This window comes from Sediminibacter sp. Hel_I_10, assembly GCF_000688335.1.
In the GTDB taxonomy this organism is placed as follows: domain Bacteria; phylum Bacteroidota; class Bacteroidia; order Flavobacteriales; family Flavobacteriaceae; genus Psychroserpens.
This window is the reverse complement of the sequence record NZ_JHZX01000001.1, coordinates 3,134,490-3,158,279: the sequence shown is the minus strand read 5'-3', so window position 1 is coordinate 3,158,279 and position 23,790 is coordinate 3,134,490. Positions and strand designations below refer to the sequence as shown.

The window sequence follows — 23,790 nt, the reverse complement described above, 5'->3', positions numbered from 1 at the left end:
TTATTCTGTAAATAGAATCTCGCTCTTTTCTGAAATTCCATTTTCGTTAAACGCTTCAACTTGATAATAATAGCCTTGATCTGTATTTAAAGCTCTTAATGCATAGTTAGGCTTATCGTACATAAGGGCTGATAAGTTGAGCTTATCTTTAGAAATCCCCCAATAAATCACATAACCTGTAGCGCCTTCTACTTTATCCCAAGTTAAATCGGTATTTCTTCTATCTGCATATCTCGCCACCTTAAAATTAGCTGGTGTTTTTGGTTTGGCCTCTTGCCCTTTACCAAACACTCTAAACTCAGAAATGGATAGATAGTTATTTGTACAATACACGTGATTATACCTCACATATCTCGCCTCAATGGGTTTTTTAAATTCTATATAGCCGTGAGGCATGTCTCTTTTATTTTCTGAATAGTCGGCAATCACGTCCCATGATGTTCCATCCATAGAGCTCTCTATTACAAATTGCTGTCTTAAATCATCTGGTCTTCCGTAGATATCGCTATTAAAATCCTGAAAATTAATTTGAATCGCATTAAGGTTCATTGGTTTTTCCAAATCCATCTGCACGTAAATACTATCATTATTAGCTTCAGAAACCCAATACGAACGGATTTCCTCATCATTAATTTTCGCAATGTCAAACTCCCTAATTTGCCCTAACATATACCCGCTATTGCTTTCATCAACAACATTGATTTCTTTAGTGACTAACGGCGAATTGGTGGTTACAGGTTTATTATAAGATAGTAACATCCACCCTGTAAAGCGTTTTTTATGCGCGTCTACCTCTGTATCTGGCAGATAATGCGGATAATCACCATAGGCCGTATTCACGTACATTTGTCCATTATCTTCAAATCCTGCAGGGTACATGCCCAAGCGTCTTTCAAACTTATAATTTACAGAAATGGCCATGGTAGAAAAATGCCAATAGTTGCCATTATTATCTTTAACTGTACTGCCGTGACCAGACCCTTTGAGGAATCCGCCAGGTTTATATGAAATTGGATTGTACGGTGCATACTCAAATGGCCCTAACGGACTTTTACTCGTGTAAACGCCGTCTGCGTAGACATTCCACTGGGTTCCTGGAGCACCATATTCTAAGTAATAGGTATCACCATGTTTTACCATCCAAGGTCCCTCGATGTAAGGATCGATATCTGAATTATGATCTTGACCAAAACGTTCCCAACCATGCTTTTCAGGCTCTAAATTGAATAGGTCTTTTTCTTCACCAAGCGGCACATAATAGTTTTCTGGATCTAACTCTACAACCCGAATTGGCCATTTATTGGACGATTCTTCATAGAGGTAAACTTTTCCGTCGTCATCTACAAAAAGGTCAGGATCTTGAATACCATTTGGCATATTTAACACGGCGAAATTCGTGGTCCAATCCCCTAACTCGGGATTATCTGTTTCAATAATTGGTCCGCTCCCAGAAGGATCGCCATACACAATCACCTTGCCATCTCTTACTGCCGCTGCGGGAGCATTACTCCCTGTAAAGTACCAACTTTGCGGCCTTATAAAGGTCCAATTGCTCATATCATCACTCATCCAATACCCGTGGGAACGGGTGACAAACATGAAGTACTTACCCTTAAAATTAATGACGGCAGGATCTGCCCCAGAACGATAAGACACCTTGTTCTTAGCCCTGTAGTGGGACATATAAGAATAATCGATATCAATGGGGTTACAATAGGTTTGATAGTCTCTTTTTTTGACTTCGGAATTGTCCTTTTTTTCTGAAACTTCTGAAGTATCCTCCATTACTTTGGTTTCTTGGTCCTTACAAGACTGTAGCAGTGCTAAAGCTGCCAGTGCAATAATGGATCGTTTGATTTTGGACGTCATATATATTCTTAAGTTTAGTGTTCGTAAGATTTAATGGGTTTTCCCCTTAATTTGCTAAAGGTTTTATATGCTCTTTTTATAGATTCTGGATTGGCTTGCTGAAACTCCTGTTCTGTGACATTGTATGTACCTTGTAGTTCCGCCAAACGCGATCTCAAACCTGCTTCAATATTATCATAACTTTCATTATCTATAAGATTGTAAATCTCTTTGGGATCTTCTTTTAAATCGTAAAGTTCCCATTCGTCAATATCATCATAAACATGAACCAGCTTATAACGATCGGTGCGAACGCCATACATCTTTTTGACCATATGAAAAGCTGGAAAATCATAATAGTGATAATAAATGGCATCTCTAAAGTCTTCACTATCTACCTCATCAGTGACTAAGGGTTTTAAAGACTTTCCCTGCATATCTTTCGGAATCTCCACACCTGCAAAATCTAAAAAGGTCTCTGCAAAATCCAAGTTTTGGGTCAAGGCGTTAATTTCGGTACCTGGCTCTATAACCTTGGGGTACTTCATAAGCATGGGCATCGCCAAAGATTGCTCGTACATAAAACGTTTGTCAAACCATCCCTTTTCACCTAAATAAAAACCTTGATCTGTGGTGTAAATCACAATAGTATTATCAACCAAGTTGTGTTGCTCAAGATAATCTAATATGGCTCCTACACCCTCATCAACAGCAGCGATAGTGGCCATATAATCTTGCAAATAGCGTTGCAATTTCCATAAGGCCAAGGCCTCCCCTTTTAAATTCATCTCGTGAAAAGCATCATTTTTGGGTTGATAGGCTTGATCCCACGCGGCTCTTTGCTGAGGTGTCATACGCTCAAAGTCTGTTTTCCATGGATTATGCGCTAATTCTGAACTTCCTTTAGATGTTGTCATTTTTAGGTCATGTCCCTCATACATATCCACATAAATGGTTTGGGACTGCTCTTTAGATGCGGTTGAGCCTTCATGGTCCGTAAAATAAGTATCTGGTACGGGAAATTGAACCGAATCATACTTGTTTAAATGCCGTAAAGCCGGCATCCAGTTGCGATGAGGTGCTTTTTGCTGCACCATCAACATAAAAGGTTGCTCACTATCTTTTACGGAATTCAGGTAGCTTAATGCGTCTTTGGTAATGATGTCGGTAGCATACCCCTCAACTCTTGTAGTATCTGCAACCGTATTCCCTTCTTTAATGCTTATAAAGTCTGGATTATAGTAATTGCCTTGATCTGTTAAAATGTTCCAATAATCAAAGCCTTGAGGCAGACCATCTAAATGCCATTTTCCTAAAACAGCAGTACTGTAACCTGCTTCTTGTAACAACTTAGGAAAGGTTTGTTGGCTCCCGTCAAAACGATTGCCATTCATTCTAAAACCATTGACATGGCTGTGCTTACCTGTTAAGATTACCGCACGACTGGGACCACAAATAGAGTTGGTACAAAAGTTGTTTTTGAAAATGGCACCTTCGTCTGCAATACGATCAATATTAGGCGTTGGCGCCAACTTGCTTATGGGATGACCATAAGCGCTAATGGCCTGTGTCGCGTGATCATCTGCCATTATAAAGATAATGTTCGGGCGTTTTACAGGAGCTTCAACCATAGCCACTTTCTTTTCGTCTTTACAGGAAAAAAAAGCGATTAAAATATAAAGTATAATGATGTGTTTTTTCATGATAACGGGACTATGGTTTGGTCTTAAAAACCGTTTTCTTAGTTTGAATGATTTCGGAGTTCAGCATCGTTTTATCTATAAATGTGAAGATCACCTCCAACTGATCGAAGGGAATGGACGATAACTCATGGCGTCCACCAACCACTTTGTGAAAATAAAAAGCAGTCTCCAGCTTACTTAATTGATTGGCTATGGCCTCTGAGCCATGCAGTATAAGGTATCCGGGTTTTTCGGGACTACACAAATGATGCGGAGACACACTAAAAGGTACGAGATTATCATCAGTACCATGGAATAACACGGTAGGGATAGCGTTTAAATTATTGATATAATTGGCATCCACTACAGCGCCAGCGAGAGCGACTGTACCTGCAAATTTGACATTTTTATAACGACTAACATCTTCTATAAAGTATTCTTTCATATAAACTGCATTTAGCATGCCCTCTGCTCCCGCACTGCTCCCGCCTGCAATAATTTTTGTAGTATCTGCCTGAATTAAATTACTGTTTTCAAACACAAATTTGGCAGCATCTAAATAATCAATGGCTGCGTTTGCAAAGGTGTACAACTTGTCTTTTTTAGGACAGTCACAGCCAAAACCAGTTGCTGTGCCTTTCCTTAATAATCGGTAAGATATGGAAATGCCTATATAGCCTTTTTCTGATGCGTACTTCATTAGTTTCACCTCGTCTCCATTGGCTCTACTTCCTCCAGCAAAACCACCGCCATGCATCCATAAAATTACAGGTAAACTGTCGTTCTTTTTTATTTTTTTTGGAGTATACACATCCATCTTTAAGGTGTCTAATCCTTTGATGGCGTAGGTGTATGTTTTCATATCTTGAGCATACAAGATTGAAGACATGAGACTCAGAGCAATAATTATTTTTAATGTCATTGGTTTCTATTTTCTATGAGAATGCCACTTATTACGGGTTTCCCTTCAATGGGATTGAGAGAAATGGTAAGGCCTTCGTTGTTGTTTATTTCCACTTCGGTTGTTTGGGTGACACCGTACTTGTCTGGATATTCTTTTGCAAGATTGACATGTGATCGTATAAGATTGCCATTCACTAATATATCAAAAACACGCTTTTGAACTGAATCTTCAAGTGTAGCGCTTGTTGATTTTAAATTATAAATCAGATCAACATCACTTTTCAATTTCGGCTCTACGAAATAAAGCGTGACTTTATAATTTCCGTTAGGCAAATCCACCTTGTAACGCTCACAGCCGATGAGCATGTTTTGATAAACTGGCTCTAAGTCACTGTTTTTTATATTATTTGGAATCCACTTCTTCTCAATATCCCCCTCATCAGTCCCAAGGTTACCAACATAACCATAGAGGCCTTTGGAATATGCTCGATCTCTAAGAAACTGGGTATTGGTTTTTGTGTCTTGAAAATGAATTGTTGCTCCAATATTGATTGCCAGTTTTGAAATCTCACGATCTGTTAAATTGTTAATCTTTATGACACTAAGTCGCTTTTCTACTGAGGCCCCATTAGTTTTAAGCTCAAGTGTATTGTTTCCGTCCACAAAAGGAACATCCAAAGCGGCAACTCCCGTGTTGAACTCTAAGTCTTTTAACTTTTTCCCGTTTAAATAAGCAGTGCCTGTTTTTTGATTTGAAAAGAAATTGACCTTGTAGGTGTTGATGTCTATTAAGGTTAATTGGTCTTGATACGTTAATGCAATATGCGCTAAAGCTTCCTTTTGATTTAACATGACCTGGTACCAATAGTAAATATCCTTTGGCTCACGATTATATAGCACCAATCCTTTTTGGTTTACATGAGGAATGGCCTCTCCACGAAACTCAGAGCCAAAATCGGCAAAATTCCAAGCCGTCATACCTGCAACAAAATCGCGTTCCATCACTTGCTCATAATAGCGTTTATGAAGCTTTAATTGATACGCTTGCGAATAATCATACTTTATCGGCGGATCTGCCGAAATGCGAACATCTGCGCCAGGACCATATTCTGAAATCATGATGGGCCTATTTGGGTAACGCTGATGCTGCTCGTCTAAAAACTTACCTAAGTCGTCAATTTCTCCATTATACCAACCGAAATATAAATTCCACCCTACGAGCATCGCTAGATCGGCGATTTCGGTTTCGTTATAAAGTTCATTGAAATGCAAAGCCATTACAGTAACCCGATTAGGAGCCTCTTGTCTAGTTAAGTCCTCCAATTGCTTGGCTAAATCGTAGGTGAAGGTTTTTCGCAGCTCACGCTCTTGTTCTGTTTCTTTTTTATCAAATGCTAAACGTAAAAAGATCTCATTCATGTAGCCGAACATTATTACCGACGGATGATTATAGTATTGTTTGATGTGCTCTTCCTGCATTTTTAAAGCCGTTTCAAAAAATGCTATCGTATTGGTCACTTTATTAACAATGGGAATTTCGGTCCACACCAAAATACCAAGCTCATCGCAGAGTTTGTAAAGTTCTCTAGAATGGGGATAGTGCGCAAAACGAATGACGTTAGCGCCCATTTCCTTGATTAAGTAAATGTCTTTTTCTTGTAAAGCCATCGGCACGGCATTGCCGTATCCCTCAAAATCTTGATGTCTATTAACACCAATCATTTTGTAAGGTTTTCCGTTAAGGAGAAGTCCGTGATCAGCATTAACGCTCACCCACCTAAAACCAACTGAGTGGTGTTTTTTGTCTAGAAGACGCCCTTCATTATCCAAAAGCTTCAGTTCTAAATGATATAAATATGGCCGCTCTGGAGACCAAAGTTTGGGGTTTTTTAGGTCTGAAAATTGAATACTGATTTCCTTAGGCCGCAGATTGTCAAATTTTAGCGTTTTATTTTTAGTTGCAATCAACTGACCTTCTGCATCGGTCAAGGTTAAAACCAAGTTGTTTTTAATTTCGTTTTCAGAAAAATTATCCACTAAGATTTTGATGTCTAAACTCGCTTTTTTTTCGGAAACCTGCGGATAGTTGATGTAGAATCCTTCCGAAGCAACATCGGAAAGTGAAAAGTGTTGCTGCGCTTTTGAAATGAGTTGAACGTCTCGATAAATACCGCCCCAAAATGTGAAATCGGCATCCAAGGGTGGAATATCCTCGTTATGGGAGTTATCTACCATAACCTCTATAAGATTATAGTCATCATACTTTAAAAATGATGTGATATTAAAATTAAAGGCCGTATAACCACCGCGGTGGCTCCCTACCTTTTTACCATTCACAAAAACGTCGGTTTCTTGATTTACACCATTGAAATGGAGGTAATGTATTTGATCTTGTTGCTCTGTCGAAATAAAGATCTGTTTCTTATAAGTGCCTTTGCCCCGGAAATATCCTTTCTCGTCATCAAAAGCATCTTCTGCATTCCAAGTATGTGGGATATTTACAGTGTCCCAATCTGTGTTTTTATCTAGCCTAAATTGCCAGCCAGTGTTTAAATCTATGTTTTGTCCAAAAACAGGTATAATAAAAAGCACAGACAACACCCATAAAAACCAAAGCCTTTGAAGATGTGCTATCTGTGCCATTGTAATTGTAATCTATGGTTTACTTAACTAATAATTTTGATGTAGATACTTGGTCATTAGCCTTAATTTTCAAAATGTACAGTCCTGCTGCCAAATCATTTTCGGCTGATATGTCCCACGATAGGTTAACATCGCCAGCTGAAGCTTCTTCATTCATTAAAGTAGAAACCAAACGACCATTAATATCATAAACACTAACATTCAATGAGGCTTTCTTTTGCAGATTGAATTTAATATTACAGACATCTTTAACTGGATTTGGAGATACACTAAGACTGTTATTAAAATTAAAATTGAAATTATTTATAGACAAAGCGGTATCTGAAGTAATCATCTCTATTGCCCCCAAATAGTAAAAACCAGAGCCGTTGTCATTATTTGGTCCAGGCTCTGCCACAAAAGTAATTTCTCCCGATGCATTTGGTTGAATATTAAGAATATCAGCTGTATCTGCGACATTATTTGAGGTATTTAGAGCTTGGGCTGATGTCGTAGATCCAGTCACTGTGTAAAGTGTCTCACGATTATCAGATACATTATTTCTAGATGCAAAAACAATAAAAGAGTAAAATTTTGTTGGATCTAAATCTGTCAAAATAAAACCTCCTGATGGTTCTGTCAAACCCTGAAATAATGTAGTTGACCCAAAAAAGCTATCTCTTGTTGAAGTGTCAGGAAAAGGTAAAGCAGCGTCTGGAGTTTGCGTGCCGGCAGTATTAACTGTATTAAATTGATCATTGATTGTAAAAGTTACTCCTGTGCTAGTTCCTTCAGAATTAATGAGAACTGTAGTTAATCCAGCCGTACTAGCCGCGTTTTCAATTGAAACATTATTCCAGTTCCCTGCTGTTTCTTGATCATTTACACCGAAATCTATGTAAGTAGTCTCCTGTGAAAATCCGCTAAATGCAATAGCAGTTAAAAATAATAGTTGTGTAATTTTTTTCATGATTATAAAGTTTAATGGATTAATATTCTATGTGTACTTGATTGGTTCTGGTTGGTTACTGTCATTAAATAGACACCTGTTTCTAAAGTATCCCTTGACCATATAATTTCATTATTTTGAATTTGGTAAGTCCCCTTAGAGACCACCTTACCCATCATGTCTGTTACATTGATACTAACCGATTGCGAAACATTTTGGATGAATTTAATAGTCAAAACCGTTTTTACTGGATTAGGATATAGAGAAATATCTTGATACGCATAATCACCAACGCTTAAAGCATCTACAGCATCTTTAACACTGGTTTCTATAGCTTCTCCTATAACACGTTCATAAAGAATTTGATGAGCTGCGGCATTCATGTGAATACCATCTCCAGAATCATATTGTGGTAAAATGTCATTATTGTCTGCTACCGGAAAACCTGTCCAGAAATCTATCGCTTTCTCTCCGAACACATTATAGGTCTCTGTAATCATATCCAACTGAATATTGACTTTGGTCGTGTTTGAACCAAAATCCCTAGGCTGTGGTGTTGTTACCCATAGTAATACATCATCGGCAGCTGCAGCTGCACTTATCAAACTGTAATTATTCAATTGGTCTACAACGGGATAACCACTATTAGCATCATTTGAAGGCATGTTAATAATGATACCTGTGGGATCTAATTCTAAGGCCTTTGTAATATTTCGCTGTGTATCAATGGTTCTATTGACACCAGCAGGAATTGTAGTACCAGTTGGTAAAATATTATAAGTAGCAAAGCCACCTAAGGCTAAATTGATCAATTCGTAACGTGTATCCATTTCGGTGAGATACTTATTGTACTTAGGTACCCAAGCATCATTCTGATCTGAAGGCCCAGTACCAGCAGCTGTAGATGATCCTAAGACCACAATTCGGTAAACAACGCCCTCATTTAGGATGGTCTCAAAAGTAGCCTCACTCGTGTCACTTAGACCTTCTCCAGATATTCTTACCAAACAATTGGTAGAGACTACATCAGGAACCGTCATATCATAATATTGAACCGATGCTGGTGCGGTTGCAATAGTTGACCAAGTTGATCCGTTGTTTGAAGAAAATTCTATCAACATATCGTCAATAGCGATGCTCTGCCACTTCACACGCACCGTTTTATTAACTTCCCAAATATGTCCTCCATTTGGATAATTTAGGGTCAATTCTGGATCTGGTGCTGTTGTAGAAATTGGATCATCACTTATGATCAATTGAACAGCACCTAAATAGTAAAATCCAAATCCATTATTATTGTTTGGTCCAGGTTCTGCTTGAAACGAAATGCTACCACTACCATTAGGCTGGATGTTTAACAAATCCGCTGTATTTGAGGTATTGTTTGATACCGCCAAAGCCTCCGAATCAGTTGTTGACCCTGTCACTGTAAACAATGTTTCTCTATTATCATTTACGCCGCTTCTAGAGCTAAATACAGAAAAAGAATAATACTTTGTTACATCTAAACCTGTAAGTGTAAAACCTCCTGTAGCATTGATATTGCCATTAAAACCATCATCTGTAGCTCCAAAGAAACTATCTTGTGTTGCAGAGGCAACAAAAGGTAAGGCCGGATTTGGACTTGAAGTTCCATTGGAGTTAACAAAATCAAAAGAATCAGTAATTGTGAGCACAACTCCTGTATCATTGCCTTCAAAATTGACAAGATTTGTGGCAAGACCTGTTTCATTTTGAACAGATGGGATCACATTGTTCCAATTGCCTTCTGAAGCATTACCTGAGCCTCCAAAATCAATAAAAACGTTTTGTTGAGCATAACCGATGGAGGTTATCAATATTGCGAATGCAAGTAAAGTTTTTTTCATAAGTCTATCTGATTTAGTGATTACTATTTATTTTTTCAATTCAAACATATGTTCAAACTCAAAATCTGAACTTGGTGCTATAGCTATTTCAAATTCTCCAGGTTCAACACCGTAGAGCATTTCAGCATTATAAAATTTTAAGTCTTCCGTAGAAATCTCGAATGTCACGACTTTACGCTCTCCTTTTTTTAGAAAGATCTTTTCAAAACCTTTGAGTTCTTTTACAGGTCTTGTGACACTTCCTACTTTATCATGAAGGTAAAGCTGCACGATTTCTTGACCATCATAATTTCCAGTATTAGAAATTGTTGCAGACACTTTGAGTGTTTCATTAAAACCAATTGTTTTTGCAGAAATTTTAAAATCTGAATAGGTAAACGTGGTGTAACTCAACCCAAAACCAAAGGGATACAATGGCGTATTAGGGCTATCTATATAATTGGATTTATAGTCTTCTTTAGGGTTGTTTTTTGGAATGGGGCGTCCTGTGTTTTTCATGTTGTAATAGATAGGAACTTGCCCCACATTTCTAGGAAAGGTCGCAGTAAGCTTTGCGGACGGGTTTTCTTTCCCAAACAGTAAATCTGCCACTGCCAAACCGCCCATTGTCCCAGGATACCAAGCTTCTAAAATGGCATTAACTTCCTCTTTTTCTTCGGAAATGTTAAGCGGACGGCCATTCATCAATACCAAAATGATTTTTTTGTTTGGGATCGCTTCTCTAATAGCCTGAATTAATTCTGGCTGAACACCAGGAATTTTCAAATTGGTTCTAGATGCAGCTTCTCCACTCATATGGTAACTTTCGCCCATTACTAGCAGGACAACATCTGCCTTCTTTGCCGTTTCTATAGCAGCCTTAAAACCGCTTTGGTCCTCAGATTCAATGTCACAGCCTTTAGAGTAAAAAATAGCCTTATCACTTACGTACTCTAAAAGTCCCTCATAAATACTCACTGACTTGCCATCTCTATCTCCGGCTCCGCCCCAATTTCCATTAATGTGATATTCATCTTTTGCTAATGGTCCAATCAAAGCAAATGTTTGATCCTTAGATAAGGGCAAGGCCTCATTATCATTTTTAAGTAATACTGAAGATGCTGCGGCAATATGTCTTGCCGTTTCTAAAAATTCAGGTTTGTAAATGGTCTCTTTTTGGCGTGTCTCATCAGAATAACGGTAAGGATCATCAAAAAGTCCGAGTTTAAATTTAGTTAAAAGAATGCGGCGGCAAGCATCGTTAACCGCTGCTTCATCTACCTTACCTTCAGTAATGAGTTGCTTGAGATACTTTCGGTAAACCTCACCCATCATATCCATATCTACTCCAGCATTCATCCCAATTTTTGCAGATTCTAACGAATCTTTGGCGAAACCGTGCATGATCATTTCATTGATGGATGTATAATCAGATACGACAAAGCCCTTAAATTTCCACTCGTCTTTAAGAATATCACGAAGGGTAAATTTATTCCCCGAGGTTGGCACACCATTAAGTTCATTAAAAGCAGACATAAACGTTTGTACATTAGCGTCTATAGTTGCTTTAAATGGCGGCAAATAGACATTACGCAATTCGTTCTCACTCATGTTCACCGTGTGATAATCGCGCCCAGCTTGCGCAGCGCCATAAGCAACATAATGCTTCGCGCAGGCTAAAATTGTATTATTGGCAGACAAATCGTTACCTTGAAATCCTTTTACATAAGCTTTAGCAATTGCACTCCCCAAAAAAACATCTTCTCCCGCACCTTCAGAAATTCGTCCCCATCTCGGGTCTCTTGCCACGTCGACCATTGGGGCAAAGGTCCAATGAAGTCCTTCGGCACTCGCTTCTTCTGCAGCAATTCTCGAGCTTTGCTCAACCATGCCTAAGTCCCAACTGCAGGACAGCGCCAGATTGATAGGAAAAATGGTACGATGCCCGTGAATAACATCATAACCAAATAATAATGGAATGCCCAATCGCGTTTGTTCAACCGCTATCTTTTGTAAGGCTCTAGTGCCTTTTGCAGTATAGACGTTAAGCATTGCCCCAGTATTTCCATCGGCAATATGCTTCTCAAATTCAGTATTGATGGTTGGCCCCGTTTTATCCCAGCCACCGCCATACATCACGGTTTGACCAATACGCTCCTCTAAAGTCATGCGCTGCATGAGCGCATCAACTTGTGCTTCGTAATTTTGACCATGAACATGAGTAATGACCATGATTAGGGCTGCACATAAAGAGGGAATTTTAAACGTCATTTTTAGATCTATTTTTTTAGTTGAAAGGAAGTCATTAACTCAGCATCAGCATCGGTACCAACAAACACTTGAAATTCGCCAGGTTCTGCTACAAAATCCAAATCACTATTATAAAATTTAAGGTCGTTAACCGTCATGTCAAAGTTGACTGTTTTTGTTTCTCCTTTTTTTATTTCTATTTTTTGAAATCCTTTTAGTTCTCTAACAGGTCGCGTCACAGACCCCACGACATCTCTAACATAAAGTTGCACCACTTCTTTACCATCATAATCTCCAGTATTAGATACTTCTACCGAAACTTTAAAAGCGCTATCCATACTTATGGTATCTGTACTGACGGTAAGGTTCTTGTAATCAAATTTAGTATAGCTTAAGCCATAGCCAAATGGATACAATGGCTCGTTGCGAACATCTAAATAATTAGATTTAAATTTTTGAAACTTTCCTTCTTTGTTACCTAGAGGTCGCCCCGTATTTTTATGATTGTAAAATATTGGAACTTGACCTACATTTCTTGGAAAAGTAGCTGTCAATTTCCCTGAGGGGTTAACGTCTCCAAAAAGCACATCTGAAATGGCAAGGCCTGCCTCGCTTCCAGGAAACCAGACGTTAAGAATGGCCTGTACATTTTCGTTTTCAGCAGTAATAGCTAACGGTCGTCCTGTAAAAAGTACTAACACAACAGGCTTTCCTGTTTTCAGTAAAGCATTCAATAACTCTTGTTGTAATTTTGGGATTTGAAGATTGGTCACACTACTACTTTCACCGCTCATTTCCGCAGTTTCACCAATAGCAGCAATAATCACATCTGATTTTGCTGCAATTGATAAAGCTTCATCAAGCAATTGTTGATCACTTCTATCATCTCGAGGAATACTTTTACCAAACATGGTCACTCGATTCTCGTATTCTAGATCGTAATCCACGTTGCTGCCCTTAGCATACAATACGTTCACTTGGTCTCCTGCTACTGTTTTTAACCCCTCTAATAATGGAATGGATTTTTCCTGTTTGGTCGCTACACTCCAAGTACCAGCCATGTTCACTGCTGTGTTTGCCATAGGTCCCACCAAAGCAATGGTTCCCGATTTCTTTAATGGTAGTAAACTATCTGCATTTTTAAGTAAGACCAAGGACTCTGCACTCACTTGTCTTGCAAATGCGCGGTTCTCTTCTGTAAATACTTCATTTTTTGGGCGCTCAAGATCACAGTACTTGTAAGGATCATCAAAGAGCCCTATTTGATATTTTGCGGTCAGAATTCTTGATACGGCTTTATCAATATCTTCTATGGATACTAAACCGTCCTCAACAGACTGTTTTAAAGTCCCTAGAAACCCTTCGGCAACCATGTCCATATCTGAACCCGCTTTTAAGGCCTGAGCAGAAACCTGTTGTAAATTACCGACGCCATGATACATCATTTCTTCAATACCTGTGTAATCTGTAACTACAAAACCATTAAAGCCCCAATCCTCACGAAGTAAGTCGGTTAATAACCACTTGTTTCCTGTAGCAGGAACGCCATCAATTTCATTAAAAGATGCCATTACTGACCCAACACCTGCATCTATAGCCGCTTGGTAAGGTGGTAGATACTCGTTATACATCCTAATGCGGCTCATATCTACCGTATTATAATCTCTTCCGGCCTCTGGTGCGCCGTATAGGGCGAAATGTTTGACGCAGGCCAGCATGGTATTATTTTTTGTAAGGTCATCCCCTTGATACCCGTTGACCATGGCCTTTGCAATTTGGCTACCCAAAAACACATCCTCTCCAGAACCTTCTGAAACACGTCCCCAACGTGGGTCTCTTGAAATATCAACCATAGGCGAGAAGGTCCAGTTTATCCCATCTGCAGTAGCTTCTTGTGCGGCCATACGTGCTGTTTTTTCAATCATATCCATATTCCAGGTACAGGATAATCCCAGAGGAATAGGAAATGTAGTTTCGTAACCATGAATCACGTCCATACCAAAGATCAGTGGAATTTTCATTCGGCTCTTTTCCATCGCAATTTTCTGAACTTCACGAATTTTTTCAACCGTTTTAATATTAAACAGGCCTCCAACTTTGCCCTCTTCAATCTTTTTAGCGATATCAGAACTTTGCGATGCTCCTGTTGTGATATCCCCCGAAGATGGCAAATTGAGTTGTCCTAACTTTTCGTCTAAAGTCATTAACCCCAAAATGGAGTCGACTTGATATTGAAAAGGATTATCGTTGCTTGACGCAGTGCGCTTTTCTTTAGAATCACAAGCGACTAAGCTTAAACTGATAAAAATTAAAAGAAATGTGATTGGTCTCGTCATGTTTTATTGTTTTGAGTTTTTTGTGTTTGAAAACAACCAAGTTAATAATCCTGGTTCAGCAAATGCAGAGTCCCAGCTGTTATGATTGTCTTTAGCAAACAGTGTAAAATTAGGTTTCCCTCCGTTCTTTAAAATACCGCTAACCATATCTACCGAACCGAGCGGATTTACCACATCATCATTAGCGCCATGAAAAACCCAAAGCGGAGTTGTTTTTGCGTATGATGCGGTTGCTTCTGGATTTCCTGCACCACAAATGGTAATCGCTGCAGCAAATGTATTTGGTCTACGATATAAAATTTCAAACGTTCCCATACCGCCCATAGAGAGTCCTCCTACATAAATTCTAGTTGTATCTACATAAGCCTTATCTGATACTTCCTCTAGAAGCTCCATCACCAAACTCAAGGATTTGGTAGGTTCTATATTTAGTGGAAAATTTAAACTTATAGGTTTTGTGCTTCTATCAACCGTTGCGCTAGACCAATAATCTTCTTTAGGGCACTGCGGAAATATAACGATTGCCGGAAATGCTTCCCTATTGTCTTCGGAAGCAAAAAGAGCACTACCATGGGTCAATTGACTTTGATTATCGCTACCTCGCTCTCCTGCGCCATGAAGAAAAAGTACCAACGGATAGACTTTAGAGGCATCAAAATCTTTAGGGAGCATGATGCGATAGTTGAGCGTATCTGAATTGGTTATAAACTGCTCTTTAGCAAATACTTCGTTTTGGCCTAATGAAGCATACGCTGTTACTAAAGTTAAGAAACAGGTCAGCAGTAATTGAGGATTAAAAATAGTCTTCATAATAGAAAAGTTAAAAATCAATATTTTGAAAAGTAAAATGATGCTCAGGTGCATTTTGAAATTGGTGCAACCATGGTGAATATGTTTTTACCGCAATAGTATTTGTCGCTTTGTTGACTTCTATAATACGCAAGTAGCCTGAATTACCTTGCTCAACACCTTTGACGTTCTTTTGAAAATTTGCTAGCATTTGATATACTTTATTTCCAAAATCGTTTTTAGAAACTAAAGTACCTACACCCGAACCCAAGATATGCCCTGAGAAAACGAACATAGTGTTCTTATGAATTTTTATAAGCTTTTCCCATAGCAGCCCACCATCGTTAACTTTACCATCATCAGTATCTTTTCCTATTCCATATTTTTGAGGCAAATACCAATCGTCTCCATCATGTAATGTGTTGTCAGTGTAGAGATAAGCGTGTGTATTAAGAATGATTTTATGGTTTGGATGTTGCCTAATAATTTCATTTACCCATTCAATCGTTTTATTCTGAGGACCAAACTCTAATGAAAAGACTAACCATTTTTGACCGATTAGATGATACTCGGCACAAGAATTGTCAATGCTGTTTTCAGGAAATACAGCTATTGTATTTGAATTTTTTTTATAACTCTCAGATGGGAAATACATATTTGCTAAACTTGTATTCCTAATATCGGCGAATTTCCCCGGTGCACTTCCCATATCATGATTTCCCAAGGCAATGTTATATGGTAGTTTTCCATTTAATAATGAAAATCCATTTTTAGCAATTTGCCATTCAGCTTCAGAATTGTTCTGAGTGACATCTCCAACGTGAAGCACAAAAGAAAATCTTTCATTGTTTTCGGCTAACCATTTCATTTGACTCATATAGACTTCAGGAAATTCCTCCATATAAGTTTGAGTATCTGGAAGCACTACAAACTCGAAGCTGTCTTGCGCGATGCCATTCCATGAAAAAATGCTACTTAAAAAAAGTAGTAAATATAAAGCATGTATGTTATTACCGCTCTTTTCCATTTAGTATGAGAATCCTAATGAAGTTAAGCCGTTTTGCACATCAGTATTTTGCATGAATAAATCCCAAAGCAGCCCTGATCTATAATTTTCTATCATAATAATTTGTGGCCCTTGATCGATAGCTAAATAGGCCTCTGCAACCCAATACCCAAACTCTGGACTAAAAGCGTCATAAAATCCTGCTGGACCCAATAGTTCTTCGTTGTTTTGATAAAAATAATGCATAGCATCTAAAGATTCCATTGGCGTATAAGGTATAGAACTTATGGCTGCAGTTGGAGAAATCACCCCTTTATCATTATTGGGAGCGTGTGCTGAATACGTTAAAGATCCATCCTCAGGATCTCTCGAATAACTTGCCGTTAATCCCCAACAATCTGGGCCATAATCTTCAAAATTTAAAGGATTGGCGATGCAATATTGTCTATTGATCTTAGTATGATTTACGGCAACATCCCAGTAATTGCCATATTGATCTGATAGTGACGTTGGGTTCAACCCTAAGAAGGAATAATGGCTAAAAAATAGCGGACCACCTGATTGCTGTGCACCTGAATGATTTAAGATAAGCGGAAAACCATATTGCGAATTAGAAGACACAATAGCGCCATTACTAGCCCAACCTGCAGTATATGCTACCTGATCAATTGGATATTCTGGAGAAGCAGCTGCCAATACATAAGAGATCATGGTTTCATTATAACCCGTTAATTTAAGGTTGATTGCAAAATCGTTATTGGGGCTCCAATGCCAGTACAAGGCATTCTCCCCTTTTGTATACCAATCCCATTCTACCCCTTTCCAAAGTACATCTGCTTTATCAGCCAATGCTATTTCCTCTAAAGAACCTTCTTTAAAATATTCTTTAACACAAATTAATCCTTGGACTAAAAATGCGGTTTCAACTAAATCACCTCCATCATCAAGATCAGAAAAAGGAATCACATTTCCGTTAGTGCCATTGATCCAATGTGGCCAAGCGCCATGAAAACGATCTGCAGTTTCAAAAAACGTTAGAATCGTATTTAAACGTGCTACGGCTTCAGATCTACTTACATAACCACGCTCTATACCAACGAGAATAGCCATAAGTCCAAAACCAGAACCTCCTGTGGTCACCACATTTTGGTCTTGAGTAGGATTACTGGGAATATACCGTTCTTTTGCTGCTCCAGATTCGGATTGTGCAAAATCCCAAAAATATTTAAAAGTTTCTTCTTGAACGAGGTCCATCATTTCAATATCGGTAAGAGGTATTACTCCCGAAGGTCCATCATCTACAGTATCATCTACGGCATCATCCACAGTATCATCTACAACCACAGGATCTTCATTATTATCTGACGAAGAACATGCAGAAAACATGGATACAACGAGACAAAACATCATTAACTTTTTCATATTTCAATATTTTTATTCTTTATAATTTTCAAAGCCTAGTTTATCTAACCCATTTCTAACATCGGTATTTTTCATAAAAAGATTCCAAAGCAATCCAGTACGATAATTTTCAATCATTACAGGAATAGGTCCTTGATCTATGGCCAAGTAACGTGGGGTATACCAATCATATTCAAAACTAAATGCATCATAGGGACCATATTTACCAATTAACGAATCATGATCTTTATACAAATACTTTAGCATTTGCATACTTTCTTTGGGCGTATATGGAAATGAGCTCAACGCTGCAGTTGGAGAAATCACACCGAGATCCCTTCCCGGCCTGTGGCCAGCATAACCTTTTATGGAATAACTTGAGGTCATACCCCATATGCTATCTCCATACCCCTTAAAGTTTTTTGGATTATCAACAGCGTAATCATAATGTATTTTAGCATGATTCTGCACCAACTTCCAATAATCTGCATACTGGTCTTTTAATCCTTTTGGGTTTAAACCTAGATAAGAGTAATGTGCCCAAAACAAAGGTCCAATTGCTGCCTCATCATGTTCAAAATAATTAAGCACCAAATCATGACCATACATTTTTTCAGATGACTTAATACTGTCGTTACGTGCCCAGCCTTCAGTATAAACAGCCTTATCAATTGGATATGTAGGCGAGGACGCGGCCAAAACATACATGATTAAACACTCATTATAACCCCCTACAGGAAAATTCATCTCCCAATTATCGGTAGGTGACCAATGCCAGTATAATACATTTTCGCCTTTAGTATACCAATCCCACTCTACCTCTTGCCAAAGCTTATTTATTTTATTAGAAAGATTTTTCTCTGTCTCATTACCATCTTTAAAATATTCAGCAACGGTGAGCATTCCTTCTACCAAGAAAGCGGTTTCCACCAAATCTCCGCCAGTATCTTTTTTACTAAATGGTACAATTTTACCGGTTTCGCCATTGAGCCAATGAGGCCAAGCGCCATGAAAACGATCTGCTTTTTCTAAAAAATCAACCATTTTAAGATAGTGTTCCACTGCTTCTTGTCTTGTTATAAAACCTCTTTCGATGCCAACCAATAACGCCATGAAACCGAATCCCGAGCCACCAATTGTTACTGTGTTTTTAGGAGTAGTAGGATAATTATCGTCCATATGAAGTCGCTCTCTTGCTAAACCACTATTAGGTTCTGCACCATCCCAGAAATAATTAAACGTTTCTTTTTGAACACGATCCAAAAGATGCTCATCTTCACTGGAAGACTCAAATGCCGCAGTTTTTAATGCTATATGCTCGTCTGTATTTTTTAAATCAGACTTAGAATCTTTACAGCTGAGATTGCAGCATAACAATGTTATCACCATTAGTTTAATGATGTTGCTTATTGTGTTCATAATCATTTGAATGTTTTTTGATGTTGGCGATGAAAATAAGCATCTACCTCTCAAAATTAATTGTAAGGACCTCTATCAATAATTGTTTAGAGTAAAAAAATAGCTGCACTGCAAAGGTGCAATGCAGCTATTAATATAAAAGGACTAACTCAAAATTATTACCATCCCGGATTTTGTTCCATTTCTGGTGTATCAATCAATTGATCATTTGGTATCGGAAACAATTCATGCTTTCCTGTTTCAAAAGTCTTACCGTCTGCAGCTAGTGCGGAAGCAGCTTGACCTGTTCTTAGAAGATCAAACCAACGATCGTGCTCCATGGCAAGTTCCAAACGGCGTTCGTTCCAAATCTGTTGCACTGTAGGGTTTGCAATAGGAGCCAATCCTACTCTTGCTCTTACCAAGTTTAAAGGACCAGCAGCATCCTGACCTATATAAGTTGCCGCTTCTGCCTTAATCAATAGAACTTCTGCGTAACGAAATACACGTACATTTTTGTCACCATCAGCCGCTCCAGCATTCTGGCTTGAATAGGCTTTCTCATTATATCTTGGGTTTTCAGTCGCCGGACTAACCACTCGGCCGTCCCATAACGTTTCTCCTGCAAAGATGATGGTTGCATTTTTACGAACCTCATCTCCAGCTTGATCAAAAGCATCTACTAAGTTTTGACTAGGCGTATTAAAGCCCCAGCCCCAGCCACTAGTCCCTCTAGCACCTTGAGTAGATGAATATTGTTGTATCCCGTGATTAATGGTTTCTCCTCTTCCTTGCATTTCAAAAATAGATTCAATTCCATTTTCTGTTGAGGCTCTCCATAATTCTTCGTAGTTAGGATGTAATCCGTATTCACCAGAAGCAATCACCTCATTTGCCATATCATAAGCATTTTGATAGTCTTCTTGATATAAATACACTTTAGCTAATAGCGCTTGAGCGGCACCTCTGGTCGCACGGCCTAAATCGTTTGCTGCATATTCACTCTTTAAAGGCAAAGCTTCAATAGCATCTTGCAAGTCATTTATCATATAGGCATACACTTCACTTTTAGGAGCTCTATTTACCAAATCAATTTCTTGTATAGGAACATCTCCAAAAGACCTTACCAACCAGAAATAATTTAATGCTCTTAAATATTTAGCTTCTCCAATAAGTCGTGCCTTTAAACTTTCACTATACTCAAGTTCGTAGTTATTAGTAAACTCTATTGCAATTGAAGCTCTACCTATAGATTTGTACCAATGGGTCCACATGGCTCTAGACGAACCTGAAGATGGCGTGTGTGTCAATTCATCTAACAGGTTTTTATCAGAACCCGTATCGCCAGGAGAACTTCCTTTATCTGCATTATCTGAAATAATTTCTGTAATACCTAGATAGGAGAAGGCATAAGAAAAACTAGTGAATTTACCATAAATACCTGTTACCATATCCTCGGGAGTGACCTCTACACCAGAATCTGAGAACTCAATATCGGCTCTAGCATCTACATCTAAAAACTCTTCGTCACAAGCCGCAAAAAGTAGCATTGTACAACAAAGCACACTTATTTGTTTTATATTAATTTTCATAATTATTTTTTTTAAAATTATAGTTCAATGTTAATACCGAATAAAAAGGTTTTTGTGTTTGGATATGCTGACAGCTCTATACCAGACGTTTGGTTTGGATTACCATTCCCTAATAATTCTGGAGTAAATCCTGTATAATCCGTAAATAAAAACGGATTTTGAGCTGTAGCGTATATTCTAATTGAAGAAATTTCATCCACCACATTTTTTAGGGTATAACCAAGCGTAATATTATTGATTCTCAAATAATCACCATCTTCTAAATAGTAACTAGATGCTCTAGAATCTCTATTGGCACCAGGATTTACATTTGTAGAGCCTGGCCCCGTCCAACGCTCATTAAACACATCTGCGGTAATGTTCTCTCCAGCATCAACTCTTACTCCCTTCAAAGCATTATATACTTTATTGCCTCCAGCACCAAATGCTTCTACAACAAAATCAAACGCTTTATAGTTCAAACCTAGGTTGAGACCCAAGTTATAGGTTGGTAAATAAGAACCAAAAAATTTCTTATCGCGATCATCGATTATTCCATCTCCATTTTGATCTTTATATCTCAAATGACCAGGATTTGGACTACCGAACGCCGGATTGTTATCAATTTCTTCTTGGGTTTGCCATACACCATCTGCTTCAAACATCCACCATGCGTATAGTGGCTGACCTTCTTGTAATCTTTTGGTGATTTCTCCGTTATTTAAGCTACCTCCTGTTTGGCCATCATAAGCAGGCTTAACATTTTCAACATTATTTTTATTGTAAGAATATACAACCCCTATGTTATAAGATAAGTCTGAAGTAATATTATCTCTCCAAGTCAATTCTACCTCAACCCCTTTATTGGTAACATCTGCGCCGGTATCAAAGAAATTTTGATCGTTTGGAGAGTTAAGCAAGGGTTGAATATTTAAAATCGCATCATCTGTTGAACGATCATATACATCAATTGCACCAGAAAGTTTAGAGTTAAACATTCTAAAATCTAAACCAAAATTGATTTCTTTAGTAACCTCCCAAGAGATCGGTCTTACAGGAGCACCAAGGCCAGCTCCTAAAATCAAGTCTTGATTGGGACCAAAAACATAATTTACATCAGAGCTGCCTCCGCTTGTGTTAAATTGAAACACATTAAACGGCACTTGAGAATTCCCTACTTCTCCATAACCACCTCTTAATTTAAGAAAGTTTAAGAAATTGACATTTGATAAAAAATCTTCTTCTGTCAAGGTCCATCCTAAACTCACCGATGGAAAATTCCCGAAATATTTTTGATCAGTAAACACTCCTTCTTCTTCACTATTTCTAAATGTACTCACACCATCTCTTCTAAAATTCGCCTGAATAAAATATTTGCTATCGTAATTATACTGAATACGACCAAAATAAGATAATTGAGTTGTTGGGGTACTATAAAACTGATTTGATACATTTTCATAAGTTCCGCTTTCTGCAAATTCAATGCTCCAATATTGTTCCAGTTCTGGTACCTCATATCCAGTTATACTGCTTTCGAAAAAATCACCTCTTTTTCCTTTGGTAATACCTGCAACGGCACTAAAGTTGTGCTTTTCATTCCAAACCTTATCAAAAGTTAAAAAGGTATCCCAGTTATATCTAAAGTTTTCATTTTGAGTAAAATTCAAACTATTATTTGCATATTGCTCATTTTCTGGATTTTGTAATTTTAAATCCAAAAAGTCTTGCTCTACTCGTGTAGGGTCACCTGCATTTAAAAACCTGTCTTTAATGGCATTAAAACCACGTCCTCTAAAATAGCTTTTGGTTAGACCAACTCTACTAGTCACCTTTAGAAAATTAGTAACTTGTAATTCGGCCTCAATAACACCTTGCAGATCCGTTGATCTATTGACTTGATTAGTATAAAACACGTCGGCCAATGCATTTCCCGCTGTATTCAAATTACCAATGGTCTCTCCAGGGCCAGCCATAAAACCCTGAACACCTGTAGTTTGATTAACATCAGCTGTACCAAAGTGACCGTCTGGGTAAAACGTTGGCACAATAGGAGCTTGACGATAGGCACGGTTAAATGCACCTGAAGGTTTTGGAGTGGATTTTGTAAAGGCCGCACTTAACGATGATGTCACCCTTAATTTGTTATCAAAAAACTTAAACGTATTGTTAGAACGAAGCGTATTTCTGGCTAAATCTTGATCTTGGAGAATACCATCTTCTTGAAAATTATTATAACTGAAAAAATAATTGACATTTTCACTTCCTCCAGATAATGCTACATTATTAACACTCATAAAACCAATATCAGTCAACGCATCATACCAATCGGTGTCATAAGGTTGGTTTTGAGATAAGGTATAAGACGTATCTTCTGGCAAAAATGCCTGATTCTCATTAAAATAAGTAACAAACTGCTGCGCATTGGCCATTTCTACTTGATTCAGTATCGACTGAAACCCATATTGAGAACTTATAGACACTTTTGCCTGCCCTTGTTTGCCTTTTTTAGTTGTTATAATGACAACACCATTAGCTGCATCCATACCATAAATAGCAGATGATGCCGCATCTTTTAGTACGTCTATAGACTCAATATCTGCTGGATTAATGTTATTAATACCTGTAACTTGTATCCCATCTACTATATAAAGCACATCTTCACCTGCAGCAGCAGTACCGATACCCCTAATGATTACCTTAGGCGTTGCTCCAGGAGCATCACTATTAATAATATTAACACCAGGAAGCTTACCTTGTATGGATTGAGTCGCGTTAATAGCAGGTTGTCTTAAGATTTCCTCTGACTGTACACTTGTAACAGCTCCAGTAACATCTGATCGTTTTTGAGTACCATAACCAATAACGACAACCTCATCAAGAGATTCGGTATCTTCTTGCATAGCTACGTTTACAGATGTTTGATCGCCAATGGTAATGGTCTGAGTCTTCAGGCCTATGGAACTAAACTCCAAGACTTCTCCAGTATTAACCACTATACTATATTTTCCATCAAAATCTGTACTGGCTCCTCGAGAGGTTCCTTTCACAATAACATTAACACCCGGCAATGGTAAATCGTCCTGTGCTGAAGTCACGGTTCCTGTTACCGTCATTTCCTGTGCCGAAACAAAAGAAACTACCGATAATAGAAGTAATAATAAAAGAATTTTTGTTTTCATAAAAAATTT

General features: G+C 38.2%; 14 protein-coding genes. All 14 read right to left on the bottom strand.

Translation table 11 applies throughout. The features are described from left to right. A complete protein-coding gene (locus P176_RS0114185) occupies positions 1–1,869 on the bottom strand; it encodes a family 43 glycosylhydrolase (protein ID WP_081820725.1) in 1,869 nt (622 codons plus the stop codon). Between the two features lie 14 nt (positions 1,870–1,883). Next, on the bottom strand, positions 1,884–3,551 hold the full coding sequence (locus P176_RS0114180; RefSeq protein WP_026755322.1) for a sulfatase: 1,668 nt from the start codon (positions 3,549–3,551) through the stop codon (positions 1,884–1,886). A gap of 10 nt (positions 3,552–3,561) precedes the next feature. After that, the gene (locus P176_RS0114175) at positions 3,562–4,452 is read right to left on the bottom strand and encodes an alpha/beta hydrolase (RefSeq protein ID WP_026755321.1); all 891 of its coding nucleotides are present in this window, start codon (positions 4,450–4,452) and stop codon (positions 3,562–3,564) included. Further along, positions 4,449–7,076, bottom strand: coding sequence for a glycoside hydrolase family 2 (locus tag P176_RS0114170; protein ID WP_026755320.1), 2,628 nt, complete (start codon positions 7,074–7,076; stop codon positions 4,449–4,451). Before P176_RS0114170 ends, P176_RS0114175 begins: the two co-directional genes overlap by 4 nt. A 19-nt stretch (positions 7,077–7,095) precedes the next feature. Then, a complete protein-coding gene (locus P176_RS0114165) occupies positions 7,096–8,025 on the bottom strand; it encodes a T9SS type A sorting domain-containing protein (protein ID WP_026755319.1) in 930 nt (309 codons plus the stop codon). Positions 8,026–8,036: 11 nt separating this feature from the next. After that, entirely contained in the window at positions 8,037–9,872 is a 1,836-nt protein-coding gene (locus tag P176_RS0114160) for a T9SS type A sorting domain-containing protein (RefSeq protein ID WP_037348954.1), read from the bottom strand. Between the two features lie 27 nt (positions 9,873–9,899). Continuing rightward, positions 9,900–12,122: a glycoside hydrolase family 3 N-terminal domain-containing protein gene (locus P176_RS0114155; RefSeq protein WP_026755317.1), complete on the bottom strand. Its 2,223-nt coding sequence runs from the start codon at positions 12,120–12,122 to the stop codon at positions 9,900–9,902. An 8-nt stretch (positions 12,123–12,130) separates the two neighbouring features. Next, positions 12,131–14,437, bottom strand: a complete 2,307-nt coding sequence (gene bglX / locus P176_RS0114150) for a beta-glucosidase BglX (RefSeq protein WP_026755316.1) — start codon at positions 14,435–14,437, stop codon at positions 12,131–12,133. 3 nt (positions 14,438–14,440) lie between these two features. Next, complete coding sequence (locus P176_RS0114145; RefSeq protein ID WP_026755315.1) at positions 14,441–15,247, bottom strand: prolyl oligopeptidase family serine peptidase; 807 nt, start codon at positions 15,245–15,247, stop codon at positions 14,441–14,443. Between the two features lie 10 nt (positions 15,248–15,257). After that, a complete protein-coding gene (locus P176_RS0114140) occupies positions 15,258–16,253 on the bottom strand; it encodes a metallophosphoesterase (protein ID WP_026755314.1) in 996 nt (331 codons plus the stop codon). Further along, positions 16,254–17,654 carry a glucoamylase family protein gene (locus P176_RS0114135; protein ID WP_026755313.1) on the bottom strand — a complete coding sequence of 467 codons (1,401 nt, stop codon included), beginning with the start codon at positions 17,652–17,654 and terminating at the stop codon, positions 16,254–16,256. A gap of 12 nt (positions 17,655–17,666) precedes the next feature. Next, positions 17,667–19,052, bottom strand: a complete 1,386-nt coding sequence (locus tag P176_RS0114130) for a glucoamylase family protein (RefSeq protein ID WP_037348953.1) — start codon at positions 19,050–19,052, stop codon at positions 17,667–17,669. Positions 19,053–19,210: 158 nt separating this feature from the next. Next, complete coding sequence (locus P176_RS0114125; RefSeq protein ID WP_026755311.1) at positions 19,211–20,623, bottom strand: RagB/SusD family nutrient uptake outer membrane protein; 1,413 nt, start codon at positions 20,621–20,623, stop codon at positions 19,211–19,213. A gap of 17 nt (positions 20,624–20,640) precedes the next feature. Continuing rightward, entirely contained in the window at positions 20,641–23,781 is a 3,141-nt protein-coding gene (locus tag P176_RS0114120) for a TonB-dependent receptor (protein WP_026755310.1), read from the bottom strand. Positions 23,782–23,790 lie beyond the last annotated feature (9 nt).

Bases quoted from the DNA above. Each gene is read 5' to 3' on its own strand.
- P176_RS0114125 (WP_026755311.1), bottom strand. From the start codon at position 20,623: ATGAAAATTAATATAAAACAAATAAGTGTGCTTTGTTGTACAATGCTA.
- bglX (WP_026755316.1), bottom strand. From the start codon at position 14,437: ATGACGAGACCAATCACATTTCTTTTAATTTTTATCAGTTTAAGCTTA.
- P176_RS0114160 (WP_037348954.1), bottom strand. From the start codon at position 9,872: ATGAAAAAAACTTTACTTGCATTCGCAATATTGATAACCTCCATCGGT.
- P176_RS0114180 (WP_026755322.1), bottom strand. From the start codon at position 3,551: ATGAAAAAACACATCATTATACTTTATATTTTAATCGCTTTTTTTTCC.
- P176_RS0114135 (WP_026755313.1), bottom strand. From the start codon at position 17,654: ATGAAAAAGTTAATGATGTTTTGTCTCGTTGTATCCATGTTTTCTGCA.
- P176_RS0114140 (WP_026755314.1), bottom strand. From the start codon at position 16,253: ATGGAAAAGAGCGGTAATAACATACATGCTTTATATTTACTACTTTTT.
- P176_RS0114165 (WP_026755319.1), bottom strand. From the start codon at position 8,025: ATGAAAAAAATTACACAACTATTATTTTTAACTGCTATTGCATTTAGC.
- P176_RS0114130 (WP_037348953.1), bottom strand. From the start codon at position 19,052: ATGAACACAATAAGCAACATCATTAAACTAATGGTGATAACATTGTTA.
- P176_RS0114120 (WP_026755310.1), bottom strand. From the start codon at position 23,781: ATGAAAACAAAAATTCTTTTATTATTACTTCTATTATCGGTAGTTTCT.
- P176_RS0114145 (WP_026755315.1), bottom strand. From the start codon at position 15,247: ATGAAGACTATTTTTAATCCTCAATTACTGCTGACCTGTTTCTTAACT.
- P176_RS0114175 (WP_026755321.1), bottom strand. From the start codon at position 4,452: ATGACATTAAAAATAATTATTGCTCTGAGTCTCATGTCTTCAATCTTG.
- P176_RS0114155 (WP_026755317.1), bottom strand. From the start codon at position 12,122: ATGACGTTTAAAATTCCCTCTTTATGTGCAGCCCTAATCATGGTCATT.
- P176_RS0114185 (WP_081820725.1), bottom strand. From the start codon at position 1,869: ATGACGTCCAAAATCAAACGATCCATTATTGCACTGGCAGCTTTAGCA.
- P176_RS0114170 (WP_026755320.1), bottom strand. From the start codon at position 7,076: ATGGCACAGATAGCACATCTTCAAAGGCTTTGGTTTTTATGGGTGTTG.